The organism is Aliishimia ponticola (assembly GCF_004803475.1).
In the GTDB taxonomy this organism is placed as follows: Bacteria; Pseudomonadota; Alphaproteobacteria; order Rhodobacterales; family Rhodobacteraceae; genus Aliishimia; species Aliishimia ponticola.
Genome location: NZ_SRKY01000001.1, coordinates 41,410 through 68,315, shown reverse-complemented (window position 1 = coordinate 68,315; position 26,906 = coordinate 41,410). Strand labels below are relative to the sequence as shown.

At 61.8% G+C, this 26,906-nt stretch carries 26 protein-coding genes; 7 read left to right on the top strand and 19 right to left on the bottom strand.

Going from position 1 to position 26,906, the window contains the following annotated elements; genetic code table 11:
- Positions 1-99: 99 nt before the first annotated feature.
- Both clpX and E4Z66_RS00340 read right to left on the bottom strand, forming a co-directional pair.
- Complete coding sequence (clpX, locus tag E4Z66_RS00345) at positions 100-1,362, bottom strand: ATP-dependent Clp protease ATP-binding subunit ClpX (protein WP_136460956.1); 1,263 nt, start codon at positions 1,360-1,362, stop codon at positions 100-102.
- A 156-nt stretch (positions 1,363-1,518) separates the two neighbouring features.
- Positions 1,519-2,151 (bottom strand): ATP-dependent Clp protease proteolytic subunit, encoded by a 633-nt coding sequence (locus E4Z66_RS00340; RefSeq protein WP_136460955.1) that lies wholly within the window; start codon positions 2,149-2,151, stop codon positions 1,519-1,521.
- 175 nt (positions 2,152-2,326) lie between these two features.
- On the opposite strand from E4Z66_RS00340, the gene E4Z66_RS00335 reads away from it, so the two are divergent.
- A complete protein-coding gene (locus E4Z66_RS00335; protein ID WP_136460954.1) occupies positions 2,327-3,544 on the top strand; it encodes an FAD-binding domain-containing protein in 1,218 nt (405 codons plus the stop codon).
- Here the strand turns inward: E4Z66_RS00335 and E4Z66_RS00330 are convergent.
- From E4Z66_RS00330 to E4Z66_RS00265, 14 genes are all read right to left on the bottom strand, one after another.
- Positions 3,541-3,936 carry a RidA family protein gene (locus tag E4Z66_RS00330; protein WP_136460953.1) on the bottom strand — a complete coding sequence of 132 codons (396 nt, stop codon included), beginning with the start codon at positions 3,934-3,936 and terminating at the stop codon, positions 3,541-3,543. The two genes, E4Z66_RS00335 and E4Z66_RS00330, sit on opposite strands and share 4 nt — an antisense overlap.
- Before the next feature lie 4 nt (positions 3,937-3,940).
- Positions 3,941-4,630: an ABC transporter ATP-binding protein gene (locus tag E4Z66_RS00325; RefSeq protein ID WP_136460952.1), complete on the bottom strand. Its 690-nt coding sequence runs from the start codon at positions 4,628-4,630 to the stop codon at positions 3,941-3,943.
- The gene (locus E4Z66_RS00320) at positions 4,627-5,379 is read right to left on the bottom strand and encodes an ABC transporter ATP-binding protein (protein ID WP_136460951.1); all 753 of its coding nucleotides are present in this window, start codon (positions 5,377-5,379) and stop codon (positions 4,627-4,629) included. The genes E4Z66_RS00325 and E4Z66_RS00320 overlap by 4 nt, the downstream gene beginning before the upstream one ends.
- Complete coding sequence (locus E4Z66_RS00315) at positions 5,372-6,355, bottom strand: branched-chain amino acid ABC transporter permease (protein ID WP_136460950.1); 984 nt, start codon at positions 6,353-6,355, stop codon at positions 5,372-5,374. The genes E4Z66_RS00320 and E4Z66_RS00315 overlap by 8 nt, the downstream gene beginning before the upstream one ends.
- The gene (locus E4Z66_RS00310) at positions 6,352-7,272 is read right to left on the bottom strand and encodes a branched-chain amino acid ABC transporter permease (protein ID WP_136460949.1); all 921 of its coding nucleotides are present in this window, start codon (positions 7,270-7,272) and stop codon (positions 6,352-6,354) included. The genes E4Z66_RS00315 and E4Z66_RS00310 overlap by 4 nt, the downstream gene beginning before the upstream one ends.
- Before the next feature lie 85 nt (positions 7,273-7,357).
- Positions 7,358-8,488: an ABC transporter substrate-binding protein gene (locus E4Z66_RS00305; RefSeq protein WP_136460948.1), complete on the bottom strand. Its 1,131-nt coding sequence runs from the start codon at positions 8,486-8,488 to the stop codon at positions 7,358-7,360.
- Between the two features lie 84 nt (positions 8,489-8,572).
- Positions 8,573-9,760: a kynureninase gene (kynU, locus tag E4Z66_RS00300; RefSeq protein WP_136460947.1), complete on the bottom strand. Its 1,188-nt coding sequence runs from the start codon at positions 9,758-9,760 to the stop codon at positions 8,573-8,575.
- Positions 9,757-11,376, bottom strand: coding sequence for an AMP-binding protein (locus E4Z66_RS00295; protein WP_136460946.1), 1,620 nt, complete (start codon positions 11,374-11,376; stop codon positions 9,757-9,759). Before E4Z66_RS00295 ends, kynU begins: the two co-directional genes overlap by 4 nt.
- Positions 11,376-12,521, bottom strand: a complete 1,146-nt coding sequence (locus E4Z66_RS00290; RefSeq protein ID WP_136460945.1) for an acyl-CoA dehydrogenase family protein — start codon at positions 12,519-12,521, stop codon at positions 11,376-11,378. The genes E4Z66_RS00295 and E4Z66_RS00290 overlap by 1 nt, the downstream gene beginning before the upstream one ends.
- A gap of 1 nt (position 12,522) precedes the next feature.
- Positions 12,523-13,323, bottom strand: coding sequence for an enoyl-CoA hydratase family protein (locus tag E4Z66_RS00285; protein ID WP_136460944.1), 801 nt, complete (start codon positions 13,321-13,323; stop codon positions 12,523-12,525).
- The gene (locus E4Z66_RS00280) at positions 13,313-13,762 is read right to left on the bottom strand and encodes a MarR family winged helix-turn-helix transcriptional regulator (protein WP_136460943.1); all 450 of its coding nucleotides are present in this window, start codon (positions 13,760-13,762) and stop codon (positions 13,313-13,315) included. Before E4Z66_RS00280 ends, E4Z66_RS00285 begins: the two co-directional genes overlap by 11 nt.
- Positions 13,759-14,478, bottom strand: coding sequence for an SDR family NAD(P)-dependent oxidoreductase (locus E4Z66_RS00275; protein WP_136460942.1), 720 nt, complete (start codon positions 14,476-14,478; stop codon positions 13,759-13,761). Before E4Z66_RS00275 ends, E4Z66_RS00280 begins: the two co-directional genes overlap by 4 nt.
- 96 nt (positions 14,479-14,574) lie before the next feature.
- The gene (locus E4Z66_RS00270; RefSeq protein ID WP_136460941.1) at positions 14,575-15,231 is read right to left on the bottom strand and encodes an ABC transporter ATP-binding protein; all 657 of its coding nucleotides are present in this window, start codon (positions 15,229-15,231) and stop codon (positions 14,575-14,577) included.
- 3 nt (positions 15,232-15,234) lie between these two features.
- Positions 15,235-16,335: a KpsE/RkpR family capsule polysaccharide export protein gene (locus E4Z66_RS00265; protein WP_136460940.1), complete on the bottom strand. Its 1,101-nt coding sequence runs from the start codon at positions 16,333-16,335 to the stop codon at positions 15,235-15,237.
- Positions 16,336-16,493: 158 nt separating this feature from the next.
- Between E4Z66_RS00265 and E4Z66_RS00260 the strand changes: the two genes are divergently transcribed.
- The 6 genes from E4Z66_RS00260 to E4Z66_RS00235 all read left to right on the top strand — a co-directional run bounded on the left by E4Z66_RS00260 (position 16,494) and on the right by E4Z66_RS00235 (position 22,718).
- A complete protein-coding gene (locus tag E4Z66_RS00260) occupies positions 16,494-17,288 on the top strand; it encodes an ABC transporter permease (protein WP_136460939.1) in 795 nt (264 codons plus the stop codon).
- A 242-nt stretch (positions 17,289-17,530) separates the two neighbouring features.
- Complete coding sequence (locus tag E4Z66_RS00255; protein ID WP_136460938.1) at positions 17,531-18,379, top strand: glycosyltransferase family protein; 849 nt, start codon at positions 17,531-17,533, stop codon at positions 18,377-18,379.
- Between the two features lie 133 nt (positions 18,380-18,512).
- On the top strand, positions 18,513-19,655 hold the full coding sequence (locus E4Z66_RS00250; RefSeq protein WP_136460937.1) for an NAD-dependent epimerase/dehydratase family protein: 1,143 nt from the start codon (positions 18,513-18,515) through the stop codon (positions 19,653-19,655).
- Between the two features lie 4 nt (positions 19,656-19,659).
- On the top strand, positions 19,660-20,577 hold the full coding sequence (locus tag E4Z66_RS00245; protein ID WP_136460936.1) for an NAD-dependent epimerase/dehydratase family protein: 918 nt from the start codon (positions 19,660-19,662) through the stop codon (positions 20,575-20,577).
- Positions 20,578-20,628: 51 nt separating this feature from the next.
- Positions 20,629-21,555, top strand: a complete 927-nt coding sequence (locus E4Z66_RS00240) for a hypothetical protein (protein ID WP_211097087.1) — start codon at positions 20,629-20,631, stop codon at positions 21,553-21,555.
- A 41-nt stretch (positions 21,556-21,596) separates the two neighbouring features.
- Entirely contained in the window at positions 21,597-22,718 is a 1,122-nt protein-coding gene (locus tag E4Z66_RS00235; RefSeq protein WP_136460934.1) for a glycosyltransferase family protein, read from the top strand.
- Between the two features lie 85 nt (positions 22,719-22,803).
- Here E4Z66_RS00235 and E4Z66_RS00230 read toward each other — a convergent pair whose 3' ends face one another.
- From E4Z66_RS00230 to E4Z66_RS00220, 3 genes are all read right to left on the bottom strand, one after another.
- Entirely contained in the window at positions 22,804-24,924 is a 2,121-nt protein-coding gene (locus E4Z66_RS00230) for a M10 family metallopeptidase (protein WP_136460933.1), read from the bottom strand.
- Positions 24,925-25,053: 129 nt separating this feature from the next.
- Positions 25,054-25,710 carry a sugar transferase gene (locus tag E4Z66_RS00225; RefSeq protein WP_246035816.1) on the bottom strand — a complete coding sequence of 219 codons (657 nt, stop codon included), beginning with the start codon at positions 25,708-25,710 and terminating at the stop codon, positions 25,054-25,056.
- A 15-nt stretch (positions 25,711-25,725) separates the two neighbouring features.
- The gene (locus tag E4Z66_RS00220) at positions 25,726-26,838 is read right to left on the bottom strand and encodes a polysaccharide biosynthesis/export family protein (RefSeq protein WP_136460932.1); all 1,113 of its coding nucleotides are present in this window, start codon (positions 26,836-26,838) and stop codon (positions 25,726-25,728) included.
- Positions 26,839-26,906 lie beyond the last annotated feature (68 nt).

The window sequence follows — 26,906 nt, the reverse complement described above, 5'->3', positions numbered from 1 at the left end:
CGTCATCCCCGTCCCTGTTGTCTTGCCGCCTTCCAAACGGAAACGGGCGCGCCCCCGCAGGGAACGCGCCCGTCGATCAATTCCTGGCGGGACGGCCGATCAGGCCGACGCCCCTTCTTTCTTCTGATCCGCGTGGATCATCAGCGGTGCCGCATCAGCGATCACGGCTTCTTCGTTCACAACGACTTCGGTCACGCTTTCCATACCCGGCAGTTCGAACATCGTATCCAGCAGGATATCTTCGAGGATGGAGCGCAGCCCCCGCGCACCGGTCTTGCGTTCGATGGCGCGCTTGGCAATCGCCGTCAGCGCATCGTCGGTGAAGGTCAGTTCCGTATCTTCCAGCTCGAACAGGCGCTGGTATTGCTTGACCAGAGCGTTCTTCGGCTGAGTCAGGATCGTCACCAGCGCGTCTTCGTCCAGATCTTCCAGCGTCGCCAGAACGGGCAAACGGCCAACGAATTCCGGGATCAGGCCGAATTTCAGCAGGTCTTCCGGCTCCAGCTCCTGGAAGGTCTCGCCCACGCCCGCGTCACTTTCGTCGCGCACATCGGCACCAAAGCCCATGGCCGACCCCTTGCCGCGCTGCTTGATGATCTTGTCCAGACCGGCGAACGCACCGCCGCAGATGAACAGGATGTTGGTCGTGTCCACTTGCAGGAATTCCTGTTGCGGATGCTTGCGACCGCCTTGCGGCGGAACGGAGGCCACGGTGCCTTCCATCAGCTTCAACAGCGCCTGCTGCACGCCCTCGCCCGACACGTCACGGGTGATGGACGGGTTTTCGGACTTGCGCGTGATCTTGTCGACCTCGTCGATATAGACGATGCCGCGCTGCGCGCGTTCCACGTTGTATTCGGACGCCTGAAGCAGCTTGAGGATGATGTTCTCGACATCTTCGCCCACATAGCCCGCTTCGGTCAGCGTCGTGGCATCCGCCATCGTGAACGGCACGTCGAGAATCCGGGCCAGCGTCTGCGCCAGCAGCGTTTTACCGCAGCCGGTCGGGCCGATCAGCAGGATGTTGGATTTCGCGAGTTCGATCTCACCGTTCTTCTGGGCGTGGTTCAGTCGTTTGTAGTGGTTGTGCACCGCAACCGACAGCACCCGCTTGGCAGTGGCCTGACCGATCACGTAATCGTCCAGAACGGCGCAGATGTCCTTCGGCGTCGGAACCCCATCGGTGGATTTCAGTCCAGAGGCCTTGGTCTCCTCCCGAATGATATCCATGCACAGTTCCACGCATTCATCGCAGATGAACACGGTGGGTCCAGCAATCAGCTTACGGACCTCATGCTGGCTTTTGCCGCAGAAACTGCAATAGAGGGTGTTCTTCCCGTCGCCGCCTGAATTGCTCGCCATTTCAACCTTTCTTGCCCGGGATATCCTGTCCGGGCCCTATGTTGGGCCGCCTTCGCCGCCCTGATACCGTGCCGCCCCCAAATACCGTCCTCAGCTTAGGGCAGCCCCCGATCCTTCACAATCGCAAAAATCGGAAACCGCCCAGTGCCGGGGCGCTTACTCCTCGGACTCGGGGTCTTTGACGCGATTTTCGACAATCTCGTCGATCAGCCCCCATTCCTTGGCTTCTTCGGGCGACATGAAGTTATCCCGCTCCAGTGCGGCTTCAACTTTTTCCAGCGTCTGGCCTGTGTGCTTGACGTAAATCTCGTTCAGGCGGTTCTTGAGCTTTTGCGTTTCCTGCGCGTGGATCATGATATCCGTCGCCTGCCCCTGATACCCGCCGGAGGGCTGGTGCACCATGACGCGGCTGTTGGGCAGCGAAAAGCGCATGCCCGGCGCGCCCGCTGTCAGAAGAAGCGAGCCCATGGACGCCGCCTGCCCGATCACCAGCGTGGACACCTTCGGCTTGATGTATTGCATCGTGTCATAGATCGACAGCCCAGAGGTCACGACACCGCCGGGGCTGTTGATATACATCGAGATTTCCTTGGACGGGTTTTCCGCCTCAAGGTGCAGCAGCTGCGCCACCACCAGCGACGACATGCCGTCATGCACCGGGCCGTTCAGGAAAATGATCCGTTCTTTCAGCAGGCGCGAAAAAATGTCATAGGCGCGTTCCCCGCGTGAGGTCTGTTCGACCACCATCGGAACCAGCGTGTTCATGTATGTATCAAAGGGATCGTGCATCACTTCCTGCCTCTTAAGCCGTTGCCGAACACCATAGACCGGCAACCGTTAGCAGAGTCTTAGTGTCGCCCCGAACGGGCTGCAAGGGCGGTTGCGCGCCGAACCGCTTGGCCGCCGGTCGAAACCGGCGCGCGGATCGCTTGACGGCGGGCGGGCGCAAGATACCTCCGTTCGCATGACGCAATCGACCTGTGCCCTGACCTTTTTCCCACCGACCCGTGCCGAGGCTGAGACGCGGCTTGGCGCGTTTTTGCCCGCCGCCGGGCGGGATTATGCCACGCGGCGCAACTACGACACCGGACCGGGGCAGCCTGCCACAGTGTCGCGCCTGTCGCCCTATCTGCGGCACCGAATCCTGACGGAGACCGAGGTTCTTGGCCCTGTCCTGCGCCTGCATGGGCCGGATGCGGCCGAAAAATTCGTGCAAGAGGTCTTTTGGCGGACCTATTGGAAAGGATGGCTCGAAATGCGGCCCGGCGTTTGGGGCGCGTATCAGCGCGACCTGCGGCGGCGTCTGGACGAGGTACAGACGCAATCGGGCCTGCGCCGGATGTGGGAGGACGCCTGCACCGGGCAGACCGGCATTGACGGGTTCGACCATTGGGCGCGCCAATTGGTGGGCGAAGGCTATCTTCACAACCATGCGCGGATGTGGTTCGCCTCCATCTGGATTTTCACGCTGAAACTGCCATGGGAGCTGGGCGCGGATTTTTTCCTGCGCCACCTTCTGGATGGCGATCCGGCGTCCAACACCTTGTCATGGCGCTGGGTGGCGGGGCTTCAGACGCAAGGCAAGACCTACCTTGCTCGCGCGGACAATATCGAAAAATTCACCCAAGGCCGGTTTCGGCCCACAGGGCTGGCCAAGGATGCCCCCGCGCTGGACGGCCCGCCCTCGCCCGAGCGCCAGCCAGTGCCGCCTGCCGTCACTTTCGATCCCGCGCGGCGCACCGGGCTACTATTGCATGGTGACGACCTGTCGCCGGGCTTTGCGCTGAATGGCCAGCCCCCCGCCGCCTGCGCCGTGCTGCGGGCGGAAGACAGGCTTAGCCCGCTTCGCCTTGCGCCGCATGTACCGGACTTTCTGGACGGTGCGCTGAACGATGCCCTCGCGCGGCACGATCTGTCACCTGACCTGACCACCACGCAGACGTCACAAATTGCCGATTGGGCGCGCGCGCAAGGGCTGGAACAGATCGTGACACCCTATGCCCCGGTTGGTCCCGTGGCGGCGGCGCTGGATGAGCTTTCCGCGTGCAGCCCGGTGCCGCTGGTGCGGGTCCGGCGGGACTATGACAGCGCCGCGTGGCCGCACGCGACCCATGGCTTCTTCCGCTTCAAGAAACACATCCCCGATCTGATCGACCGATTGGGCTTGCAAGACCCCGCCTAGCCGAGTTCCGCCGTGGCCTCGATTTCCACCAGTGCCGCGTCCTCGACCAGCGCCTGCACGACAACCATCGTCATTGCCGGGAAATGGCGCCCCATGACCTCGCGATAGGTTTCGCCAACTGCGCGTTGATGGGCCAGATAGGTCGCCTTGTCGGTCACATACCATGTCAGCCGCGCGATATCCGCCGCCGTGCCCCCGGCGGCTTCGACCACCGCCAGCACGTTCTGCAACGCTTGGCGCATCTGGCCGATGAAATCGGTCGCCTCGAACACCTGCTGCGCGGTCCAGCCGATCTGTCCGCCGACATAGAGCGTGCCGGATTTCGACAACATGCCATTGGCATAGCCCTTCGCGGGGGCCCAGCCTTCGGGGTGAATGATGCGATGTGCCATTGTCTTACACTCCTAGGTAAGTGTCGGTGATGTCATGGGTCAGCGCGTCGAAACCGCCCGCCCAGACCGTTTTGCCCCGCTCAAGGATCACGGCGCGGTCCGCGACCTGCCGCAATTCCTTCAGGGATTTGTCCACAACAAGGATCGCTAGCCCGGTTTCGGCCTTGAGCCGTGAGATCGCCGCCCAGATTTCCTGCCGCACCACGGGGGCCAGCCCCTCTGTCGCTTCGTCAAGGATCAGCAGCCGCGGATTGGTCATCAGCGCCCGCCCGATGGCCAGCATTTGCTGTTCGCCCCCGGACAGGGTCGCGGCGGTCTGGCCCTGGCGTTCGCCAAGCCGCTCAAAGAACCCATAGACCCGCGCGCAATCCCACGCACCGGGCCGCGCGGCGGCGATCAGGTTCTCGTAAACCGTCAGATTGGCAAAGCAGCGCCGTCCTTCGGGCACCAGCCCCAACCCGGCGCGCGCGGCCTTATGGGGCGGCAGGGCTGCCAAATCGGTGCCGTCGAAACGCACCTGCCCGCCCGAATGTTTCAGCAGTCGGCAGATCACCTTGATGGTCGAGGATTTGCCCATCCCGTTGCGCCCCATCAGCGCCAGCACCTCGCCCTCTTCCAAGGCCAGATCGACGCCGAACAGCGCCTGCACGGGTCCGTAAGAGGCCGTAACCCCGTCAAGTGACAGCAGGCTCATGCGTCCTCCTCCCCCAGATAGGCTTCGCGCACGGCCGCATTGGCGCGGATTTCGGCGGCTGTGCCCGTGGCAATGACCCGGCCATAGACCAGCACGCTGATCCGGTCGGCCAGCTGAAAGACCGCGTCCATGTCATGTTCGATCAGCAGGATCGGCGCTTCTTGTCGCAACCTGTCCAGAAATTCGGTCATGCGGGCAGAGCCTTCGGCGCCGAGCCCGGCCATGGGTTCGTCCATCAGAAAGGCTTTCGGCTCCAGCGTTAGGGCCACGGCGACCTCCAGCAAGCGGCGCTGCCCATGGCTAAGCTCGCCCGTCAGCGCGCCCCGATGATCGGCCAGCCCGACCCGCTCCAACGCCTGTTCCGCCTGCGCCACCAGCGCCTTGTCCGACATGACAGGCCACAGGAACCGCATCACCCGGCCTGACCGTCCCAGCGCGCCCAGCACCGCATTTTGCAGGACCGTGTGTTCCATCGCCAGTGACGAGATCTGGAATGTCCGCCCCAGCCCGGCGCGCGCCCGTTCGGGTCGGCGCAGATCGGTGATATCGGCCCCCGCGAAATGGACGCTGCCGGATGAAGGCTGCTCGCTTCCCATGATCAGCTTGACCAGCGTCGATTTCCCCGCCCCGTTGGGACCGATCAGCGCATGTATTTCGCCGGGAACCAATGAGATATTGACGTGATCTGTGGCCTGCAACGCACCGAAGTTCTTGCACAAATCACGTGTTTCCAGAAGCGGCTCAATCATGGGCGACCTCCCGTCCGGCGAGGCTGCCGATCAGCCCCCCACGGGCAAACAGCACCACCAGAAGCAGCAGCGCGCCCACATAGATCAGCCAGAATTCCGTCACGCCGGACAGCAGGTGTTCCAGCAAGATGAACAGCGCCGCCCCCGCGACCGGCCCGAACAGTCGCCCGACACCGCCAAGGATGATGAAGATCATGATCTCGCCCGACATTTGCCAACTGAACATGGTCGGCGACACAAAGCGGTTGAGATCGGCAAAAAGCGCGCCCGCAAGCCCCGTCACGGCACCGGAGATGGTGAACGCCACAAGGCGCAGCCGGTAAGGCGTGAGGCCAACCGCCTCGACCCGCTCGGGGTTTTGGCGCGCGGCGGTCAGTGCCAGCCCAAAGGCCGAGCGCGCCAGCCGTCCAGAGGCCCACAGCACCACCGCCAGAACCGCGAAGCACAGGCCGAAGAACTGGATCGGCACCAGCGTGTTGAGACCGGGAAAGCCGTTGCGCACGTAAATCGACAGCCCATCCTCGCCGCCATAGGCTGGCCAGGAGATCGCGAAATAGTACAGCATCTGCCCGAAAGCCAATGTAATCATGATGAAATAGACGCCAGTGGTGCGCAGGCTAAGCGCGCCGATCGCCAGCGCCGCAAGGGCCGATGCGATGATCGCCACCAGCCAGATCACCGGCATGGATTTGGTCCCTTCGATCAGGAAAGGCAGTTCCATCAGCGGCGTGTAGCTTTGCGCGTGGTGGGCGAGGATGCCCATCGCATAACCGCCGATCCCAAAAAAGGCGGCATGGCCAAGGCTGACCAGCCCCCCAAGCCCCAACGCGATGTTCAGGCCAACCGCCGCGAGGGCGAGGATCGCGACCTTGGTGGCCAATGTGATGATAAAGGGTTCATCCAACGCAAGGGCGACGCCCGCCGTAATCGGCAGCATCGCGAATAGCGCGGCATTGATCATGGCCGCGCGGGTCATGTCTGCCCCCCGAAAAGGCCGGTCGGCTTGAAGATCAGCACCCCGGCCATCAGGATGTAGATTGCCATGGATGCAACAGACGCCCCGATGAGCTTTGCGCTGGAAGCCTCTGTGAACAGGGCAAAAAACTCTGGAAGCAGAACGCCGCCAAGCGTGTCGGTCAGCCCGACCAGCAACGCGCCGACGAAGGCGCCCTTGATCGACCCGATCCCACCGATGACGATGACGACGAAGGCCAGGATCAATACGGGCTCACCCATGCCGACCTGCACCGACTGGATCGCGCCAACCAGCGCGCCCGCCAGGCCCGCCAGCGCCGCGCCAAGGGCGAAGACCAACGTGTAAAGCTTTGAAATATCGACACCAAGCGCGCCGATCATCTCGCGGTCAGCCTCGCCTGCGCGGATTTGAATGCCGATCCGCGTGCGCGAGATCAGCAGGAACAGCCCGGCGGCAACCGCAAGCCCCATGCCGATGATAAGCAGCCGGTAGGCCGGGTATTCGATCCCGCCGGGCAGCGTGACCGGACCGGCCAGCGCCGCAGGCACATCAAGGTAGAGCGGGAAGGAGCCGAAGATCCAGCGCGTGCCTTCCGAGAACACAAGGATCAGCGCGAAGGTCGCCAGCACCTGATCAAGATGGTCGCGGTCATATAATCGGCGGATCACGGTAAGTTCCACGATCGCCCCGGCGGCGGCGGCGGCAATCAGCGCCGCGACCAGCGCCAGCACGAAACTGCCCGTGGCGGCAGCGGTGGCCGCCGCGGCGAAGGCCCCCACCATGTACAGCGATCCATGCGCAAGGTTGATCAGCCCCATGACGCCGAAAATCAGCGTCAGCCCGGCGGCCATCAGGAACAGCATCACACCGAATTGCAGACCGTTCAGCACTTGCTCGATCAGAAGAAGCGTCGACATACGCACTCCCCGCCCCGGCGGATATCCGGGGGTATTGACGTTTCAGTGAAGCTGGCCCCGGCGCGGGTCCGGGGCCGGTGGTGCCTTACATCTTGCAGTCGGCAGCGTAGGCGTCGGAGTGGTTTTCAGCCGCAGCGCCCAGCAGTTTGTTGGTCACCACGTCGCCTTCCTTGACGACTTCGCGCACATAGATGGTCTGCACCGGGTGGTTATTCGCCCCGAAGGAGAATTCCCCCCGTACCGATTGGAAATCGGCCTCTTTCAGCGCGGCGCGGAACGCATCCGCATCCGCCACATCGGCCTTGGCTGCGGCAGAGGCGAGCAGCAGTCCGGTATCGAACCCTTGCGCGGCATAGACCGACGGCAGGCGACCATATTCCGCCTGGAAAGCCGCGACGAAATCCGCATTGCCCGGCACGTCCAGATCCTTGGACCAATGCGCGGTGTTCTTCACGCCCAGCGCCGCGTCGCCAATTGCGCCCAGGATGCCCTGATCGAAGGAGAATGCCGGCCCCATGACCTGCACATCCGCGCCCGACCCGGCATATTGCTTCATGAAGGAAATGCCCATGCCACCGGGCAGGAAGTAATAGACCATATCGGCCCCGGACGCGCGGATTTGCGCGATTTCGGCGGCGTAGTCCTGCTGGCCCAGCTTGGTATAGACCTCGTCGGCGATCTCACCGGTGAAGAACCGCTTGAAGCCGGTAATCGCATCCTTGCCCGCCGGATAGTTGGGGGCCATGACGACCACTTTGCCGACACCGTTTTCAGACGCCCATTTGCCTGCGGCCTCGTGATAGGCATCGTTCTGCCATGCGACGTTGAAATAGTTGGGATGGCAGCCCTTGCCCGCCAGGGCCGAGGGGCCAGCATTGGGCGAGACATAGAATTTGCCCTGCGCCGTCGCGGCGGGCACCACGGCCATCGCCAAGTTGGACCAGATGATGCCGGTCATCACATCGACCTTTTCGGACTGGATCATCTTGTCGGCCAGTTGCACCGCGATTTCGGGTTTGCGCTGATCGTCCTCGATCACCAGTTCGATATCGTCATTGCCTTTGACCGCCAACAAAAAGCCGTCGCGCACGTCGATACCAAGCCCGGCGCCGCCGCCCGACAAGGTGGTAATCATGCCGACCTTGATCTTTTCGGCCATGCCCATCGACGCCGTCGCCGCAAGCCCGGCGGCCAACATAAGTGAGTGCAGTTTCATCTTCATACTCCCGGTTTTATGGGGGCTCTGCGCCCCTCGTTTTCATTTCGTATCAGAGTTCCGCCTGCGCAGGGCGTCAAGCCGTCACGTGACGGCGGCGCGCTTTTGAAACTCTGGGTTGTCCCACAGACGATCCGTGAACACCGCTGCCACATGATCCGCCGCCGCAAGAACATCGTCCTCGTCGATAAAGAGCGGCGTGAACCCGAAACGCATGATGTCGGGCGCGCGGAAATCCCCGATCACGCCGCGCGCGATCAAGGCCTGCATCGCGGCATAGCCTTCGGGATGCGCAAAACTGACCTGACTGCCGCGTGTCGCCGGATCGCGCGGGCTGGCGAGCGTCAGGTCCGGCACCTTGGCTTCGACCTGACGGATAAAGACCTCTTGCAGCGCGATGGAGGCCGCGCGCACGTCCTGCATATCGAGCCCGTCCCAAACGCCAAGCGCTTCTTCCAGCGCGGTCATCTGCATCACCGGCGGGGTGCCCACGCGCATCCGCGCCACACCGGGCGCCGGACGGTAGTCGATATCGAAGGCAAAGGGGGCCTCATGTCCCAACCAGCCCGCCAGCCCCGGATCGACATCCGCCGCCAGATCGGGCCGGACATAGATAAACGCCGGAGCGCCCGGACCACCGTTGAGGTATTTATAGGTGCAGCCCACCGCGAACTCACAGCCGCTGCCCGCCAGATCGACAGGCAAGGCCCCGGCGGAATGCGCCAGATCCCAGATCATCACCGCGCCCTTGTCGCGGGCCAGCTTGCTGATCGCCGCCATGTCGTGCAGCCGCCCGGTGCGGTAATCCACCTGCGTCAGCATCACAACAGCGGTGTCCTCGTCGATGGCCGCGATGACGTCTTCGGGCTTCGGCGTCTCTAACCGGTGGCCTTTATCGAGGCTGCGGATCAATCCGCCCGCCATGTAAAGATCGGTCGGGAAGTTCCCGGAATCGCTGACAATCTTGCGGCGGTCCGGCCGCATTTTCAGCGCCGCGTCCAGCGCCTGATAGACCTTGATGGACAGCGTGTCGCCCATGGTCACCGTGCCATCGGACGCCCCGATCAGGGACGCCACACGGTCGCCCACGCGGCGCGGCTGATCCATCCAGCCCGCCCCGTTCCAGCCCCGAATAAGCTGCGCGCCCCATTCGTCCGCAATCATGGATGACAGCCGCGCCCCTACGGATTTGGGCAGCGGCCCCAATGAATTTCCATCCAGATAGATCACCCCTTCCGGCAGATCGAAGAGGTGTTTGCGCAGTACTGTCATGTTGTTTCTTTCAGGCGGAAGCGTTGGATCTTCCCGGTTTCGGTCTTGGGCAAATGCGGGACAAAGCGAATGTCGCGCGGGTACTTATACGGCGCGATGACGGCTTTGACATGGTCTTGGAGCGCCTTGACCAGCCCATCGTCCGGCGCGTGCCCATCGGCCAGCACCACATGGGCCTGCACGATCTGGCCGCGCGCCTCGTCCGGCGCGCCGATGACGGCGCATTCCAGCACGGCGCCATGGGCCAGCAGGGCCGCTTCGACCTCTGGCCCCGCGATGTTGTAGCCCGCGCTGACGATCATATCGTCGTTGCGCGCCGCAAAATGCAGATATCCATCCGCATCCATCACGAAACTGTCGCCGGTGATGTTCCAGCCGTCTTTCACATAGGCAGCCTGGCGATCATCGGCGAGATAGCGGCAGCCGGTCGGGCCGCGCACGGCCAATCGCCCCACCTGCCCGCGTGGCACATCCCGGCCCGCGTCATCCACCACCCGCGCCTCATAGCCCGTCACCGGGCGTCCGGTGCAGGCGGGGCGGTGATCGTCGAACCGGTTGGTGATGAAAATGTGCAGCATCTCCGTCGCGCCGATCCCGTCGAGCATCGGTTTGCCGGTTTTCTCCTTCCACGCCTCGTAGACCGGGGCCGGAAGTGTTTCGCCCGCCGACACCGCAGCGCGGAGCGAGGACAGATCCGCCCCTTCCTCCATCGCGGCCAGCATCGCGCGATAGGCTGTGGGTGCGGTGAAACAGACCGTGGCTTTGAAGGTTTCGATGATTTCGATCATGTTGGGCGGGCTGGCCTGTTCCAGCAAGGTCGCCGCCGCCCCGAAGCGCAACGGAAAGATCGCCAGACCGCCCAGCCCGAAGGTAAAGGCCAGCGGCGGCGAGCCGACAAAGACATCCTCTGGCGTGACGTTCAGAACCTCGCGGGCATAGCCATCGGCAATGATCATCAGGTCACGGTGAAAATGCATCGTCGCCTTGGGCGCGCCCGTGGTGCCAGAGGTAAACCCCAGCAGCGCCACATCGTCCCGCCCGGTCTTCACCGGGTCGAAGCGCACCGGTTTTTCCAGCGCCAGCCGGTCCAGTTCGGCATCATGGTTGGACGTGCCATCAAACCCGAGCACCTTGCGCAGGATCGGCGAGGTTGCCGCGCAATCGGCAAGCTCGTCCATCAGGCGGGTGTCGCATAGCGCAAATTCAATCTGCGCCTTTTCGACAATGGCGTGTAGCTCTCCGGCCCGCAGCATTGGCATGGTATTCACCACAACCGCGCCAACCTTGGTTGCCGCCAGCCAACAGGCGACCATGGCAGGATTGTTGGCAGATCGGATAAGCACACGATTTCCGGGCTTTACTCCGACATCCTCGACCAATACATGCGCCAGCCGGTTGGTCCAATCGGTGAGTTCCTTATAGGTCCGTCTGCGCCCATTGCCGATCAGCGCGGTATGATCGCCAAAGCCCTTGGCCACCATCTTGTCCGTCAGTTCAACAGCCGCGTTCAGATGCTCCGGGTAGTCGAATCCGTCCAACAGGAAGTCCGGCCAAGCCTCCACCGGTGGCAGATTGTCCCGCGCGAAACTGTCTGTATGAGCGGTCGGTCCAAGCATCAGGCGGTCTCCATATACGCGGCGAGGGTTTGACGGGCGATGACGACGCGCTGCACATCAGAGGCCCCTTCGTAAATCCGCAGTGCGCGGATTTCGCGGTAGAGGCTTTCGACCATCTGGCCGTGGCGCACCCCGTCTCCGCCATGAAGCTGCACCGCACGGTCGATTACCTGCTGCGCCTGATCGGTGGAAAAGAGCTTGGCCATCGCTGCCTCGCGGGTGACGCGGGGGGCACCGCTGTCCTTAGCCCATGCCGCGCGGTAGGTCAGCAGCGCCGCCGCATCCACATCCAGCGCCATATCGGCGATGTGGCCCTGAACCATTTGCAGATCGGCCAGCGGCGCGCCGCCCACCTGCCGCGTTGTCACGCGCGCCAGCGCTTCGTCCAGTGCGCGGCGGGCAAAGCCCAGCGCCGCCGCCGCAACGGTCGAGCGGAACACATCCAGCACGCCCATCGCCACGGCGAACCCGCCGCCCGGCCTGCCGAGCAGCGCGGTTTTGGGAAGCTCCACATCGGTGAAGCGCAGCGTGGCCAACGGATGCGGCGCAATGGTGTCCAGACGTTCCACGACTTCGAACCCCGGCAGGCCATCGGGCATCACAAAGGCCGACAAGCCCTTGGCCCCCGGTCCCTCACCCGTGCGGGCAAAGACCGTGTAGACATCGGCAAGCCCGCCATTGGAGATCCAGGTTTTCTCGCCGTTCAGCACGTAGCGATCACCATAATCCGTCGCGGTCATGGTGGAATTGGCCACGTCAGAGCCAGAGCGCGGCTCCGTCAGGGCAAAGGCGGAAATCGCCGACCCGGCGCGGGTCTTGGGCAGCCATTCCTTCTGCTGTGCGGGCGTGCCGAACAGCGAGATCGCCCCGGTGCCCAGCCCTTGCATGGCAAAGGCGAAATCGGCCAGCCCATCATGGCGCGCCAATGTCTCGCGGATCAGGCAAAGCGTGCGCACATCCAGCGTGCCGCCGGTATGTACCAACCAGCCCCCCTTGCCCAGCGCGGCCACCAGCCCCCGGCAGGCGGCATCCACATCGTCATGCGGGACAGGCAGGTGATCTTGCGCCCATTCCTCCAACTGTTGCGCCAGGGCGCGGTGGCGATCCTCGAAGAAGGGCCAGGAGAGGAAGGAACGGTCCGGCATCTCAATCCCCTTCGAACACGGGATGGCGCTTATTGGCGAAGGCATCGAAAGCGCGTTCAAAATCGGAGGTCTGCATACAGATGGCCTGCGCCTGCGCCTCGGCCTCGATCGCTTGGTCAAGGCTCATGGACCATTCCTGATTGAGCATCGTCTTGGTCATCATATGCGCGAAATTCGGCCCCTCGGCGATTTGGCGAGCCAAGGCATGTGCCTCATCCGACAAGGTGTCCGGGGCGCTGAGGCGATTGAAAAAGCCCCAGCGTTCGGCCTCTTCGCCCGACATGACGCGCCCGGTATACAGCAGTTCCGCCGCGCGCCCCTGCCCGATGATGCGTGGCAGCATCGCACAGGCCCCCATGTCGCAACCCGCAAGCCCGACACGGGTAAAGAGAAAAGCGACCTTGGCCCCCGCCGTGCCCATGCGCAGATCAGAGGCCATCGCGATGATCGCCCCTGCCCCGGCGCAGACACCGTCCACCGCCGCGATGATCGGCTTGCCGCAATTCTGCATCGCCTTGACCAGATCGCCGGTCATCCGGGTAAAAGCCATAAGTTCCTTCATCGTCATCCGGGTCAGCGGCCCGATGATTTCATGCACGTCACCGCCCGACGAAAAGTTCCCGCCCGTGCCTTCAAAGACGACCGCATGAACGTCATCGGCGTAATGCAGGTCGCGGAACCAGTCGCGCAGTTCGGCGTAGCTTTCGAAGGTCAGCGGATTTTTCCGCTCTGGCCGATCCAGCCGCACCGTGGCGATGCCATCGCGGATCTCGCATTTGAAATGGGTCACATCACACCGCATCGGCAGATTCCTTGTCCTGTGTCAGATGCGCCAGACGCGCGGAAAGCTGCCGGGCTTCTTCGGCGGGAATGTCCTGCAACAAGGCATCGATCCAACCTTCATGCGCGGCGGCCTGCCGTGCAAATTCATCGCGCCCGGATTTGGTCAGCCGCACGATCATCGCGCGCCGGTCGCCTGCGACGGGACGGCGTTCGACAAATCCTTCATCCACAAGACGGTCCACGATCCCCGTCACATTGCCGTTGGAGACACGCAGCACGGCAGACAGGTGGCTCATCTTCAGGCCATCCTCATGCTGGGACAGAGCCGCCATCACGTCAAAGCGGGGCAAGGTCGTGGCGAAGTCGCTGCGCAGACGGTCGCGCAATTCGGCCTCTGTCCGGCGGGTCAGCTTCAGCAGGCGCAGCCAAAGCCGCAAACGGTCCTTTGCGTCGCTCATATCTCGCCCCCCGACACCGCAAGGCTGTGTCCGTTGACCATCGACGCGCCGGGACTGGCAAGGAAGGCGACGGCAGAGACGACCTCATCCACCGTGATCATGCGCCGCATCGGGTTGCCCGAGGTGATGCGCGCCGCGGCTTCTTCTTGCGAGATGCCGAATTTCTGCGCCACGCCCGCCACGGCGGCATCGCCCATATCGGTATCGACGAAGCCGGGGCATACCGCGTTGCAGGTGATCCCCTGCCGCGCGACCTCCTTGGCAAGCGCACGCACCAGCCCGATCACAGCGTGCTTCGACGCGACATAAGAGGCGATGTTCGGCCCGCCCTGTAGCCCGGCGGTGGAAGCGACAGCGATCAGACGCCCGCCCGCCTGCATGGATTTGAGCGCCTCGCGGAAGGTCAGAAAGGTGCCCGTGAGGTTCACATCCAGCACGTTTTGCCAGTCCGCCAGCGACGTATTCACCAACTTGGCCGTATGCCCGATCCCCGCATTGGCGATGACGATATCGAAGGGCTGATCGAACAGCGCGCTTACCTGCGCTTCGTCCGCAACATCGGCGCTGCGGCAGATCATGCCGCGACCGCCATCTGTGTCTTTCAGCGCGTCGGCGCGGCGTCCCGTGATCGTGACCTCGGCCCCTTGATCCGCGAAGTGCCGGGCGATGCCCCGCCCGATGCCAGACCCGCCCCCGGTGACCAAAACACGCTGCATGACCCGCTCTCCCACTTGGTGTCGCGACTCACGGTATCACCGCCCAATTTTATTTCAAGCCAGAATATTTTAAGCTCAAAGGAACTGCCGCGCGGCCTATCCCAGCAGCCTTTTATGGTGCACTTCGATGGCCTCTTCGAGGTCGTCGTAATAGACCAGCTGCCCCTTTTCGAGCACCATGGCGCAGTCGCACAGCCGCCGCATCATGCCCTTACCATGCGACACCACGATGGCGCCGCTTTCTTCGAGCCGGTCCAGCAGCAGCTCGGAGCTTTTCTGTTTGAACGCCGCATCCCCGACCGAGGTCACCTCGTCGATCAGGTAGGTGTCAAAGCGAATGCCCATCGACACGCCAAAGGCCAGCCGCGACCGCATACCCGACGAATAGCTTTTGAACGGCAGATTGAAGTGATGCCCAAGCTCTGCGAAATCGGCAACAAAGCGTTGTAATTCATCAGTATCGACCCCGTAGACACGCGCCAGAAAGCGCGTGTTCTGCGCCCCCGTCAGGTCCGCGTGGAACGAGCCTTTGAACCCCACCGGCCAAGAGATCGTTCCCGTCCGGCGCACATGGCCGGAATCGGGGTTCATCGTGCCCGCGATCATCCGCAGCAGCGTCGATTTACCCGCCCCGTTGCGCCCCATCAGTGCGACGGACCGCCCCTCTGGAAAGGCGATGCTGAGGTTATCGGCGACCACCTTGCGGCGCTTGCCGGTCCCGAAAGCCTTATTCAGATTGACCAGTTCGATCATGGCTCAACTGCGATCGCGCACGCTGTAATAGATCAGCGCCATCAAGGCCCAGATCAGGAAGACGAACAGCGACACCAGCCCCAGCAGGGTCAGGCGCTGCGGGAATTCGGCGCTTTCGGGCCGGGTCGGGCTGAGATAGGCGGCAAGATAACGGCTTTGTTGCTGGGCCTCGCGCAGCGCGGTGTCATAGCCTTGCAGCGCCGACAGATACGAGGTCTGCGCGAATTCCAGATCGACGTTCAATTCCTCGAACCGGCCCAGCAAGGTCGCGTAGGCGTCGTCGCTTTCGCCGTCACCCGCAAGGCCGAACTTGCGCCGTTCGATGTCGATCCGGCTTTGAATGACCTGCACCTGCTTGCGCAGTTGCGCCACGCGCGGATCGGACTCAGAGGAGTTTTCAATCAGCAGATCAAGCTCGATATAGGTTTCGGCAAGCTGCTGTTGCAGCGACACCAGCACTGTCATCTGCCCCTGCACGTCGGCCGTCGGGTCCACGATCTGCGTGGTGGCGCGGAACTGGGTGAGCGCCTGCCGCGCCTCTTTCAACCGCGCCACGGCCTGATCGAGTTCCTGCCGGGCATAGCGGGTCACGTCCTCGCGCGCGACGGCGGTCAGACGGTTGATCATGATCGAGGACTGGGCGAGAATCTGCTCGGCAATGGCGACCGCATCGGGGGCGGTGAAGGCGCGCACCCGCAATTCGATCAGACCGGTGCCGGAATCGTAATAGATCGCCACCATCGACCGCCAGTAATCGACAAGCTCTTCGATCGGCGCGTCGGGATCGAAGGCAAAGATCGGATCGTTCTCCGGCTTGGCGTAGAGATTGCGCAGGTCCAGCGCCTGATCGACCAGTTCGACCATCTCCTGGCTTTGGATGAACTCATAGAGAATGTCGGAATCAGAGGTCGTGGAGGAGCCCAGATTGCCCAGACCGCTCAGCAGATCCACGGGGGCCTGAAATTCCTGCGCCCGCACGGAAAAGCCGACTCGGGATGCGTATTGATCTGCCGCGCGTTCGAAAAGATACCAGCCCGTCACCGCCACCGGCACCGCCACAAAGGCCCAGAAGCTGAGGAAAAGCCCAAGGTGACGCCGCTTCATGGACGCCTTCTTTACTGGCTTCGGCTGAGGCTTCGATACGAATTCGGGTGCCTCGATGTCATCGGTCTTCTTGTCGTCCTGCACGCCCGCCTACCCCACCTTGCTGCTTGAGGGTGTTTGCGCCAGATTACCCGCGAAGAACGAGGATGTGCAATCACATGGCGCAAACCCAGACAAAACCCGAAGGCTGGACCCGCAAGAGCCTGCGCTCCATTTCGGCGCTGTTGCTGCGCGAGATGGCGACAACCTATGGGCGCTCTCCGGGCGGGTATCTTTGGGCGGTGGTGGAACCGTCGGCGGGGATTGCACTGCTGACCTTCGTGTTTTCGCTGGCCTTTCGGTCGCCGCCGCTGGGCGACAACTTCCCGATTTTCTATGCCACCGGGATTCTGCCCTTCATGATGTATGTGCAGATGAACTCCAAACTGATGGTGTCGATCTGGTTCTCGAAACCGCTGCTGCAATATCCCGCGGTCAGCTTCATCGACGCGATCATCAGCCGCCTTCTGCTGAACCTGATGACGCAGATCATGGTGTTTTACGTGGTCATCACGACGATCATGATACTCTACAAGCCGCAGGTGACGATTGACGCGCCGACGGTGGCGCTGTCGATTTCGATGGCCACCGTCCTTGGGTCGGGGGTGGGCGTGCTCAACTGTTTGCTGATCTCTGTCGCGCCGGTCTGGCAGCGGGCATGGAACATCCTGAATCGGCCGATGTTCATCATCTCCGGGATCTTCTTTTTGTTCGAATCGATTCCCGAACCCTATGCGTCGATCCTGTGGTTCAACCCGCTCGTCCACATCATCGGCGTGATGCGAAGCGCGTTTTACCCGACCTATGACGCGAATTATGTCTCTGTCGCCTATGTTTTCGGCTTTGGCCTGATCAGCATGGTGGTGGGGCTTTTCTTCCTGCGCCGTTGGCACAAGGATTTCCTGTATTCATGACGTTGGCGGGACGTATGGCCGCGCAACGGCAAAGCCACGCAAGGCGGTTGCCTTAGGGTAAGTCACGCCCATTTCCAGCCCCGCTGCGCGAAACCGGCTGATTTCCGCGCTTGCACTTGCGTATCCGGTTTGGCAATCGCGCAGCGCACCCCTATAAGGTGCATCGGTATAAGTTTGCAGGCGCTGGGACGCGGCGGAGTGACGGATAGAACAACAATAAGAAGCCGGGCCTCGTTCATTCTATGACATTTTCCCACTTGATCGCAGTCAACTGCCATCCCTTCCACGCGCTTTCGGATATCCGCGAAGGCTTGGCGAGCGTCGTCAAAGCCGCGGGCATCTTCCGTCAGCGCAGCCGGGACCGGGTCGATGTGCGCGTGTTCTGGCACAATCCGGCCCCCCTGCCCGAAGATCTGCGCCTGCTGGTGGACACCAATGGGTTCGAGCTGGTCGAGGCCGCGCATGAAAGCAATGGCGCCAATCTGAACAAACAGATCGACGCGGCGGCGGCGGAAGGCTTCGACATCTTCTTCCGGGTCGATGGCGATGACACCGTGACGGCCCAGCGTTTTCTGAAGCAGGCAGAACTGCTCAAACACGACGAATGCGACATCTGCGGCGCGGGGCTTTTGTACAAGCCTGCAGGCGGGAACGGCTTTGTCGTTCTGCCCGAACCGCATCCCGGTGCGCGCGACTATCTTGAGAACAAGTACCTGCTGCATCCGACCATGGCGTTTCGGATCGACCGTTTCCGCGCGGCGGGCCTGCGGTACTGGACCAACCGGCTGGAGGACAAGGCGCTGCTTTTGGCGGCCCGGAAAGCTGGCCTGCGGGTGATGAACATCCCCGTGGTGGCGGGCGGTTACAATGTCGGCCCACGCTCGCGCAACCGGCTTGTGCAGAAGTGGCTTGGGCTTCGGCTGAACCTCGCGTTTCTGTGGCATACCCGCAATCTGCATCTGGTGCCCTATGCGCTGGCGCTCTTCACGATGCAGGTCGCGGTGGGATCTCAGGCGCTGCGCGTCTTGCGGTACAGGCTGCATCGCCGCAATGCAGCATCCCTGCGCACGGGAGGATCGACACAAGGGTAACGAGTACGCTGAACGCCACACGCCAAAGTTGAGGTGCGGCGGCGACAACCGGCAAAAAAAGGCCAAGTTTCCACTTCCGGTTCGTAAGTTGATGTATTAAGGCAACCGGAAAATCTGACAGGACGGGACAGACATGAAGATTGCAGTACTGGGTGGCGATGGATTTTGCGGATGGCCGAGTGCGCTGCATTTGGCGGCAGATGGCCATGAGGTCACAATCATCGACAACCTTTCGCGCCGGGCAATCGGCGAGAAGATTTCCGCACCTTCCCTGACGCCGATCAGCTCCATCAGCGAACGGATCGAAGCCGCGAAGAAAGTCGGCAACGTCAACTTCATCTATTGCGACATCGCGCAGGATCCGGGCCGCTTCAAAGAAGCGCTGGCAGCGATCAAGGCCGATGTGATCGTTCACTTCGCAGAGCAACGCGCGGCGCCCTATTCCATGCTGGGTGATCTTGAGCGGCGCTACACCATCGACAACAACGTGACCGGGACCAACAACCTGATGTCCTTGCTTGTCGATCTGGGCCAGCGTCCGCATATCGTGCACCTCGGCACGATGGGCGTTTATGGCTACAACGACGATTTCGGTGAGATCCCCGAAGGTTACCTTGACGTGACGGTGAAATCGACCGGCAAGGATGTGTCGATCACATACCCCGGCAACCCCGGTTCGATCTATCACCTGACCAAGGTTCTCGACCACCAGATGATGCAGTTCTATGCAAAGAACTGGGGCTTCCAGATCACCGATCTGCACCAGGGCATCGTTTGGGGTACGGAAACAGAAATCACCAAGACCGACCCGGCGCTGATGAACCGTTTCGACTATGACGGCGAGTACGGCACCGTATTGAACCGCATGATCAGCCAGGCGCAGGTGGGCTTCCCGCTGACCGTCTATGGCACGGGCGGCCAGTCGCGCGCCTTCATCCACATTCAGGACACCGCGCGTTGCATCGCGCTGGCGGCGACCAACCCGCCGGAGATGGGCGAGCGTCCGCAGGTCTTTAACCAGGTGTCCGAAGTGCACACCGTTCGCGACTTGGCGCAGATGATCGCAGAGAAAACCGGCGTCGAAATCGGTTTCCTCGACAACCCGCGCAAGGAACTGGCCGAGAACAAGCTGATGGTGTCGAACGAAGGGCTGCGCAGCCTTGGCTTCGAACCGATCCGCCTTGATGAAGGCCTTGTGCTGGAAATCGAAGAAACGGTCGGCCGCTTTACGGACCGGCTGGACAAGGACGTGATCCTCTCCAAAGCGCGCTGGTGATCCGATGAAGATCGTCATCACCGGGGGGCTGGGCTTCGTCGGCAAGAACTTTGCGCTGTATATGCGCAAGATCGGCGCGCAGCACGAGCTGCATTCCGTCGATTGGTTCGCCGACGCGCCGCAGGCCGATCACGACCTGTTCACCAGCAGCACCATTGCCGATTTCGCCTCTGACGAGGCGAAGCCGGTCTTTGAAGGCGCGGATGTCGTGGTGCATCTGGCGGCTGCGACAACGGTTCAGGAAAGCATCCAGGACCCGTATCGCAGCTTCAACAACAACGTGATCAAGACGCAGGCCCTTCTTGATCACCTGCGGGACGTAGCGCCGAACGCGCATTTCGTCTTTGCCTCCACCGGTGGCGCGATCATCGGCGAGCATGACGGCGCGATCAATGAAAGCATCCCTGCCCGCCCGGTATCGCCCTATGGCGCGACCAAACTGGCGGTCGAGGGGCTGCTATCGGCCTATACCGGCTCTTTCGGGATGCCGACGGCCGCGATGCGCTTTTCCAACGTCTATGGCCCCAATTCGGAGCGCAAGACATCTGTGGTGGCGGTGTTCTGCAAGAACTACATGCAGACCGGCCGCTTGCAGATCAATGGCGATGGGCTGCAGACGCGCGATTACATCTATATCGACGATATCTGTCAGGCGCTGTGGAAAACGATTGAAAAGCGGGCAACAGGGCCGTTCCAGTTGGGAACGGGCGTCGGCACATCCATTCTGGAGCTTGTCGAAATCCTCAAGGCAGTTGATCCTGCCAAGGAACTGGAAATCGTCCACGCGCCGGATTTGCAGGGCGAGGTGAAGCACAATGTGTGCGATATCACCCGCGCCCGGACCGTGCTTGGCTTTGAGCCGGAATATGATCTGAAACGCGGCGTGGACGAAACCCTCGCCTGGTTCAAACGAACACTTTGAGTCTTTCAACAGGGGGGCGAGGCTATAATGAAAAACGATGCGCCACGCACAATGACACTGGCTGGGCTGCAATTCCTGCAAGCCCTTGCCGCTGAACGTAAATCCGGGTGTTTTCTGGAGGTTGGGCCCCTGTTCGGGTCCTCGACAAACGCAATCGATGCGGGCCGCGTAGATGAAAGCGCGCCCATGCATACGATCGACACATTCGAGCCTGCCCCATGGGTGCGCGAACGACTGGGCATCGATCTGAGCCGCGAAGCGTTCGAGAAATACACGACCGGTATTCAGAACCTGACCATCCACCAGGGCTTCGCGCCTGACGTGGTCAAAGACACATGGTCCGACAAGATCGGGTTCTATTTCGACGATGCCACCCATGGCGATCCGGGCTGGACGAACAACTATGACTTCTTCAGCCCTTTCTTCACCGATGATGCGATCGTCTGCGGTGACGATTTCGCCGGTGGCTGGCCGGATATCGTGCGCAATGTCTACAAGATCACCGAAGAACGCGGGCTGAAGCTGTTCGTGATTGGCCGGGTCTGGGCGTTTACCGCCGATGATGACAGCCGCATTGTGAATGCCGTGAACAAATCCTTCCCCGAGCTTGAGGGCTATGAGGTCGAGGTGATCCACGAAGACCGGGTGCGCCGCAACATCGCGGCAAGCTGGTCCTGGGGGCTGCATAAACCCATCGGGATGACCGAAGTGCGTCTGCACGCGCCCGATGGGATCGAAATCGGCGTGGCCCAAACCCGCCGTGACGGGACGGCGACAGGCGTGGCACTTGGCAAGGAGCCGCTGCGTCTTGAAAATACCGAGATGCTCAGCTTTGCGATGCCGCAGGGATTGGCGGTGCAGTTCTGCATCATGAATTCCGAGGGCAAGACCTTCAACACGAAGGACATTCGCAACGGTGGCCAACTCAAGCTGAACCCGCGCCAGACGATCACCGCGATCCGCGTTCTGCCACGCTGATCCGCACAGCGCGACGACGGTCTATCCTAGAAGGACACGCCATGAGGGTCTTGTACGTTACGTCTTGGGTTATGGGCGATGCCGGCGCGAATGCGGCGGACATCTTCCCCCGCTTGTCGGTGCAGAGCCCTGAAATCGACCGGGTCATCGTCGCCGACTTCCCCAAGAACAAGTATCATATCGAAGCACGTCAGGGGGCCGAATACCTACGGCTGGAATGGAACCGGACGTGGCTGCGCTATGGTCTGCGGATCGCCCGCAAGGCCAAGCAGGCGGATATTGACGTCATCCACATCTTCTACCGGCAGCAGAACGCCGCGCTGGCGATCTGCATCCGCCTTGGGCTGATGCTGGTTGGCTCCAAGGCCAAGATCATCATGGACCACCGCTCCGTCAATCTGGCGAAGGGCGCGCGATCCAAGCGGAAGATGTGGCTGAACCGGGCGATGCAGCCTTTCGTTCATCATCTTGCGGGGAACCCCTGGGCGGTCGAAACGAACCACGACAAGATCACGAAGCCCAAGCACATCATCGATCTGGGCTATGACCAGTTGCCGGAAGGCGACGCGCGCGAGCCAGCGAATGTAGATGAGGAGGTGAACGTCTGGTTCATCGGCTCTCTCAAGCCAGCCAACCGGAAATCCCAGTTCCTGATCGATGTCTTCGCCCGCGTCAGCGAAAAGCAAGCAGAGGCAGTCAGCAAGGGCGCGCGCCGGATCGTCATGCGCGTGGCCGGTCCGACCAAGGATGACCAAAGCCGTCAGCTGAATGCGAACCCGGATGTGGTCTATCACGGCAAGCTCCCCCGGCTGGAGCTTTACGAGTTGCTGCGGGAATATCCGGGCATCGGTCTGGCCTTCATGAACCACGAATATCATGAATACGCGCCGTCGCTGAAATTCGCCGAATACGCGATCATGCGGTACAAGATCCTGTCCTCTGAAACCGTGGGCCTGAAAACGCAAGCCGAGCGTATGGGGATGGACGGTATCCGCTTCGTCCCGGAAGAGGTCGAAGCCTGGGCCGATGCGATCATCGAGATGGCGGCGGACTACAAGGGGCTGGAGCCGCTGTGGGAAGACCATGAGACGTGGTCCTATCCCGATATCTATCGCCGTCAGGTGCTGGGACTTTACAAGGATATCGTGGACGGGCGGGTCTGACCCCCGTCCTGCCCCGGACTCGTTTTGGGGCATTCGGCCAAAGCCATCCGCCCCGACTTCCTGACCCTGCTGTCAGTTCCAGCCTTTAGAAAATGAAGTCGCTGGCATCCAGCTGCGACTCTGTGATGCCTTCAAGCAGCAGCACATTGCCTGCGCTGAACTTGATCCGCACCCCGGCAGAAACATCTGCCGCAAGGGCGTTCACATCGCCGATGCCGGACAGGCCGAAATCGCTCAGGTCGATCAGGTCGGTGCCGTTTTCAAAGTCCAGCACGCGGTCATAGCCATAGCCGCCATCCATATAGATGAAGGTATCGGCACCGTCGCCGCCGGTCAGGTTGTCGTCGCCAAGGCCACCGTCAAGGCTGTCATCGCCGTTCTCACCCAGCAGGTAATCGCGGCCGTCGCCACCAAGCACGGTATCATTGCCGCCACCGCCATAGACGCTGTCGCTGCCCTCTGCGCCATCCAGCGTGTCGTTGTTGCGGTTGCCACGCAGGATGTCGTCGCCCTCGCCGCCGTCCAGCGTGTCGCTGCCCAGCCCGCCATAAAGGAAATCGTCGCCATCCTCGCCCTGAAGGGTGTCGGCCCCGCTGAGGCCCGACAGCGTGTCGGACCCGCCCCCGCCCATCAGTACGTCGGTGCCGTCATCCGCGCCAACCAACAGGTCATTGCCCGCCTCGCCCATCAGCGTGTTGTTCCCGGCCTTGCCTTTCAGGATGTCGTTGCCAGCGCCGCCATAGAGCGTGTCATCCCCCTCATTGCCGACCACACGGTCCGCGCCGCCACCGCCATTGATGGTGTCGTTACCTTCGCGGCCATACAAAGAGTCATTGCCGTTATTGCCGTTGATCACATTGTCAGCGGCATTGCCGGTGACTGTATCGGCCGCGCTGCCGCCTTCGTAGTTTTCGATGACCGTGCCGCGGGCGATGCCCAGATTTCCGGTCTCGCCAAAGATGCTGGAAAAGGTTTCAGCCTCCAGCGAAACGGTCTGGTTGCCGGTGTGACTGGACGTGTCCAGCGTATCGATCCCGCCATCGTCAAGGATGGTAAAGGTCACATTCCCCAGATCGGCCAGATCGTCGTAATAGTTGCCGACATTGCCGTTGTCGCCATAGGTCGTGTCGCCGGTGCGGATGTCGCCCGCCACGCCGTAAAGTTCTTGCACGGCAAGGATATCGGCGATCTGCGGCGTTGTGACGTAAGCCTCTGTCGCATCGACATAGGTGTTATCGTCCTGATCGAAATAGGACATCACCGTCTGCTGCCAGCTGTCGTTCAGATAAAGGTTGTTCACCCCATAGACCGCGCTGCCATCGTAATCGCCCGCATGGGCCAGACCCAGCGCGTGCCCGATCTCGTGGATATAGGTCTGGAAGGCGTAATCGTTCAACGCAGTGCCATAGGTGGTGATCCAATCGGTTTCGACATTCACCGATGCCGATGTGATATAGCCATTGGTCGTGTTGAACTGTGCGAAGGCGCCATTTTGGTCGTCGTCGAAGACGATCTGCCCGCCCGAGGTCACTTCGTTGAACGCGATACCGGTCACAGAGGTCCATGCCTCAAGCGCGGTGCGCGCCAGATCCTTGCCGTCGCTGGTCAGGTCCGAGACATCGAATGTCAGCGTGTCGCCCGGAGAGATGTTCCAAGAATAGCTATAGCCTTCCCAGCCGCCGTAATTGAGCTGCGTGGCGATGGCATCGAAATCCCATTCTGTCAGCTCGTCCGCTTCCGCCGCTTCGAGCCGGTAAAAGCCCGTGTCAGCCTCGTATTCATAGTAATAGGTGTTGTGGGTCGTCGCGACGATGCGGTGCAGCCCGGTATAGCCAGCGGTAAAGGACAGTTCCGCGTTGTAATTTCCACCGTAGAAATCGACGTCATCGTTATAGGCGACCTCGTAGCCGTCATCATCGACGACGAAAAGAAGCGGATCATCGACGCTGCCCGAGGTGAAGAACGAATGTTGTTCCATCGAAATCGTGTACCGCGTCCCGGCGGTCAGGTAGATATCGATCACATCGAAATCGTCGAGCGACAGGTATCCTTCGAAGCTATCCCCCGAAGAGATCGTGTATTCGGAACTGCCGGACCAGTAATTGTCCGTGGCATCGCTGCCTTCGTCGTACTCCGCGCGAAGCTGGTTCGGCGACAGGAAACAGTCCTTCTCGAAAAGGTTAACTTGTTGACATATCGTACACATTTCTACGTCCCAAAAGCCTGCCCCGCGTCGGGTTTCATACTCAACAGGGGGTAAGCGCGCAACTCTTTCGGGCGGCAGAGGCACGGTTTCGCTGGTGGTCTGTGGGGAACAGGCGACAGGTTGCCGAGCCTATTTCAGCACCGACCGGACAGAGCGCGCGATGATCAGACTGTCATAGCAGACCACGCCGGGGCGCTGGATGCGTTCGCGGTACATCAGGTCAAGGCGGGCCTTGCGCGGGATGCACCGGCGGCAATAGACCGCATCGGTTTCCGCCGCCGTTGTGCACCCGCGCAGGACCCGGTCTTCGAACCGGTGCATGTGCAAGGTGGCCAGCCCCGTCAGCCCCGGACGGCTGCGCAGGACCGTGGCGTAGATGTCCGGGAACCGGTCCACATAGGCCGGATCGGGCGGGCGCGGCCCGACAAGGGACATATCGCCCTTCAGCACGTTCACCAGCTGCGGCAACTCATCCAGCCGGGTGCGGCGCAGAAAGCCGGAGAAGCGCGAGATGCGAAAGGTCTTGTCCCCGCCGGAAACGCCCGAGTTGTCCTCGTCGTCGGACAATTCGCGCATGGTGCGGAATTTCAACGCCTTGAACACGCGCCCGCCCTGCCCCGACCGATGGGCGCGGTAGAAAATCGGGCGGCCTTCGCGCACCAGCAGCAGCACGCAGATCACGGCCCCGATCGCCAGCGTCAGCGGCGCTGTGATCAGCACAAGAGCCAGATCGAACAGACGCTTTGACAGTGGAAACGGGTCGGAAGGAAACAGCGGTTTTGGCAATATCCGAGCCTGCGGTCAGGTATTGTTGTTGACGGTGCTGACCAGCCCGAAGGCGGACCCAATCAGACCGAAGATCGTGCGCGCGTTCGTGACCGGGCTTTCCGTGACCAGAACCGTGTCCTTGGGCGCGATGTCGAACTTGCCCGCGCTGAAGGTGCCATCGGCAGAGGTCAGGTCGATCACGAAGACGGTGCGCGCTTGCTCTGGCCCGCTGCCGCCCACCTTGTCGGCGTCGTATTCGCGGAAGATCAGGATGCCCTTGGGATCGGCGCGTGACGCCTCCAGCCCGCCGATCAAGGCGAGCGCATCCAGCGCGGTCAGGTTTTCAGAGGGGAAGTAATGCAGCGCATCGCCCCCGGTCGCGCCCAGCGCACGGAAGTAGCGATCATCCTGTTCGATAATGACCTTGTCACCTCCCGCGATCACCACATCGGCATCCGGCTTCTGATACACCGTATCAAGAGACGTCGTGTAGCGCGTGCCGCGCCGGATCAGGGACACTTGCGGGTTGCGCAGGCTTTCCGATACGCCGCCGCCCGCCGAGATCAGGTTGAGCAGCGTGAAATGGCTGTCGGGAATATCGTAGCTGCCCGGTGCGGACACACCGCCCACAAGATCGGCAGAGCGTTTCACCCCGGTCTCGACCGTCAGAATGACCTGCGCCAGCGGCGCGGCTTTTTCGGTTTCGCGCTGGATACGGTTGCGCGCGGCCTCTTCGGTCATGCCCGCGATTCGGATGCGACCGATATAGGGCAGGAACACCATTCCCTGCGGCGATACCTTGACGCCCCGGATATCCGCGACGCGCTCCCCTTCCGAGGTCAGAATCGAATTCTCGCTACTGTCCCAGATTTGCACGTTCACCGTATCGCCCGGCGCGATCAGATCGGTGGCGCGGCTATGGGAATGCGCCAGCCAGCGGCGGTGCGGCCCGGTCGAAGGCCAGCTTTCAAGCCGGTCCAGAAACGCCTTGTCGACCTTGTGCACTGCGAATTCCGCCGCGCTTTCGGCCTCGGCCTTCCGGTCTGACAGAATCTCTGATTGGAGAGCGGCCCCACGGGGCAAACTACAGGCGGCGAGGCCCAAAACGAGCGTGACGCTCCACAGGATACGCGGACCCAGCCTCATAGAACCCCCAAGATGTTGCAGCGGTTGCAGACTAGCCACTTCGGGCAGAAGGTCAACGCGACTCGTCC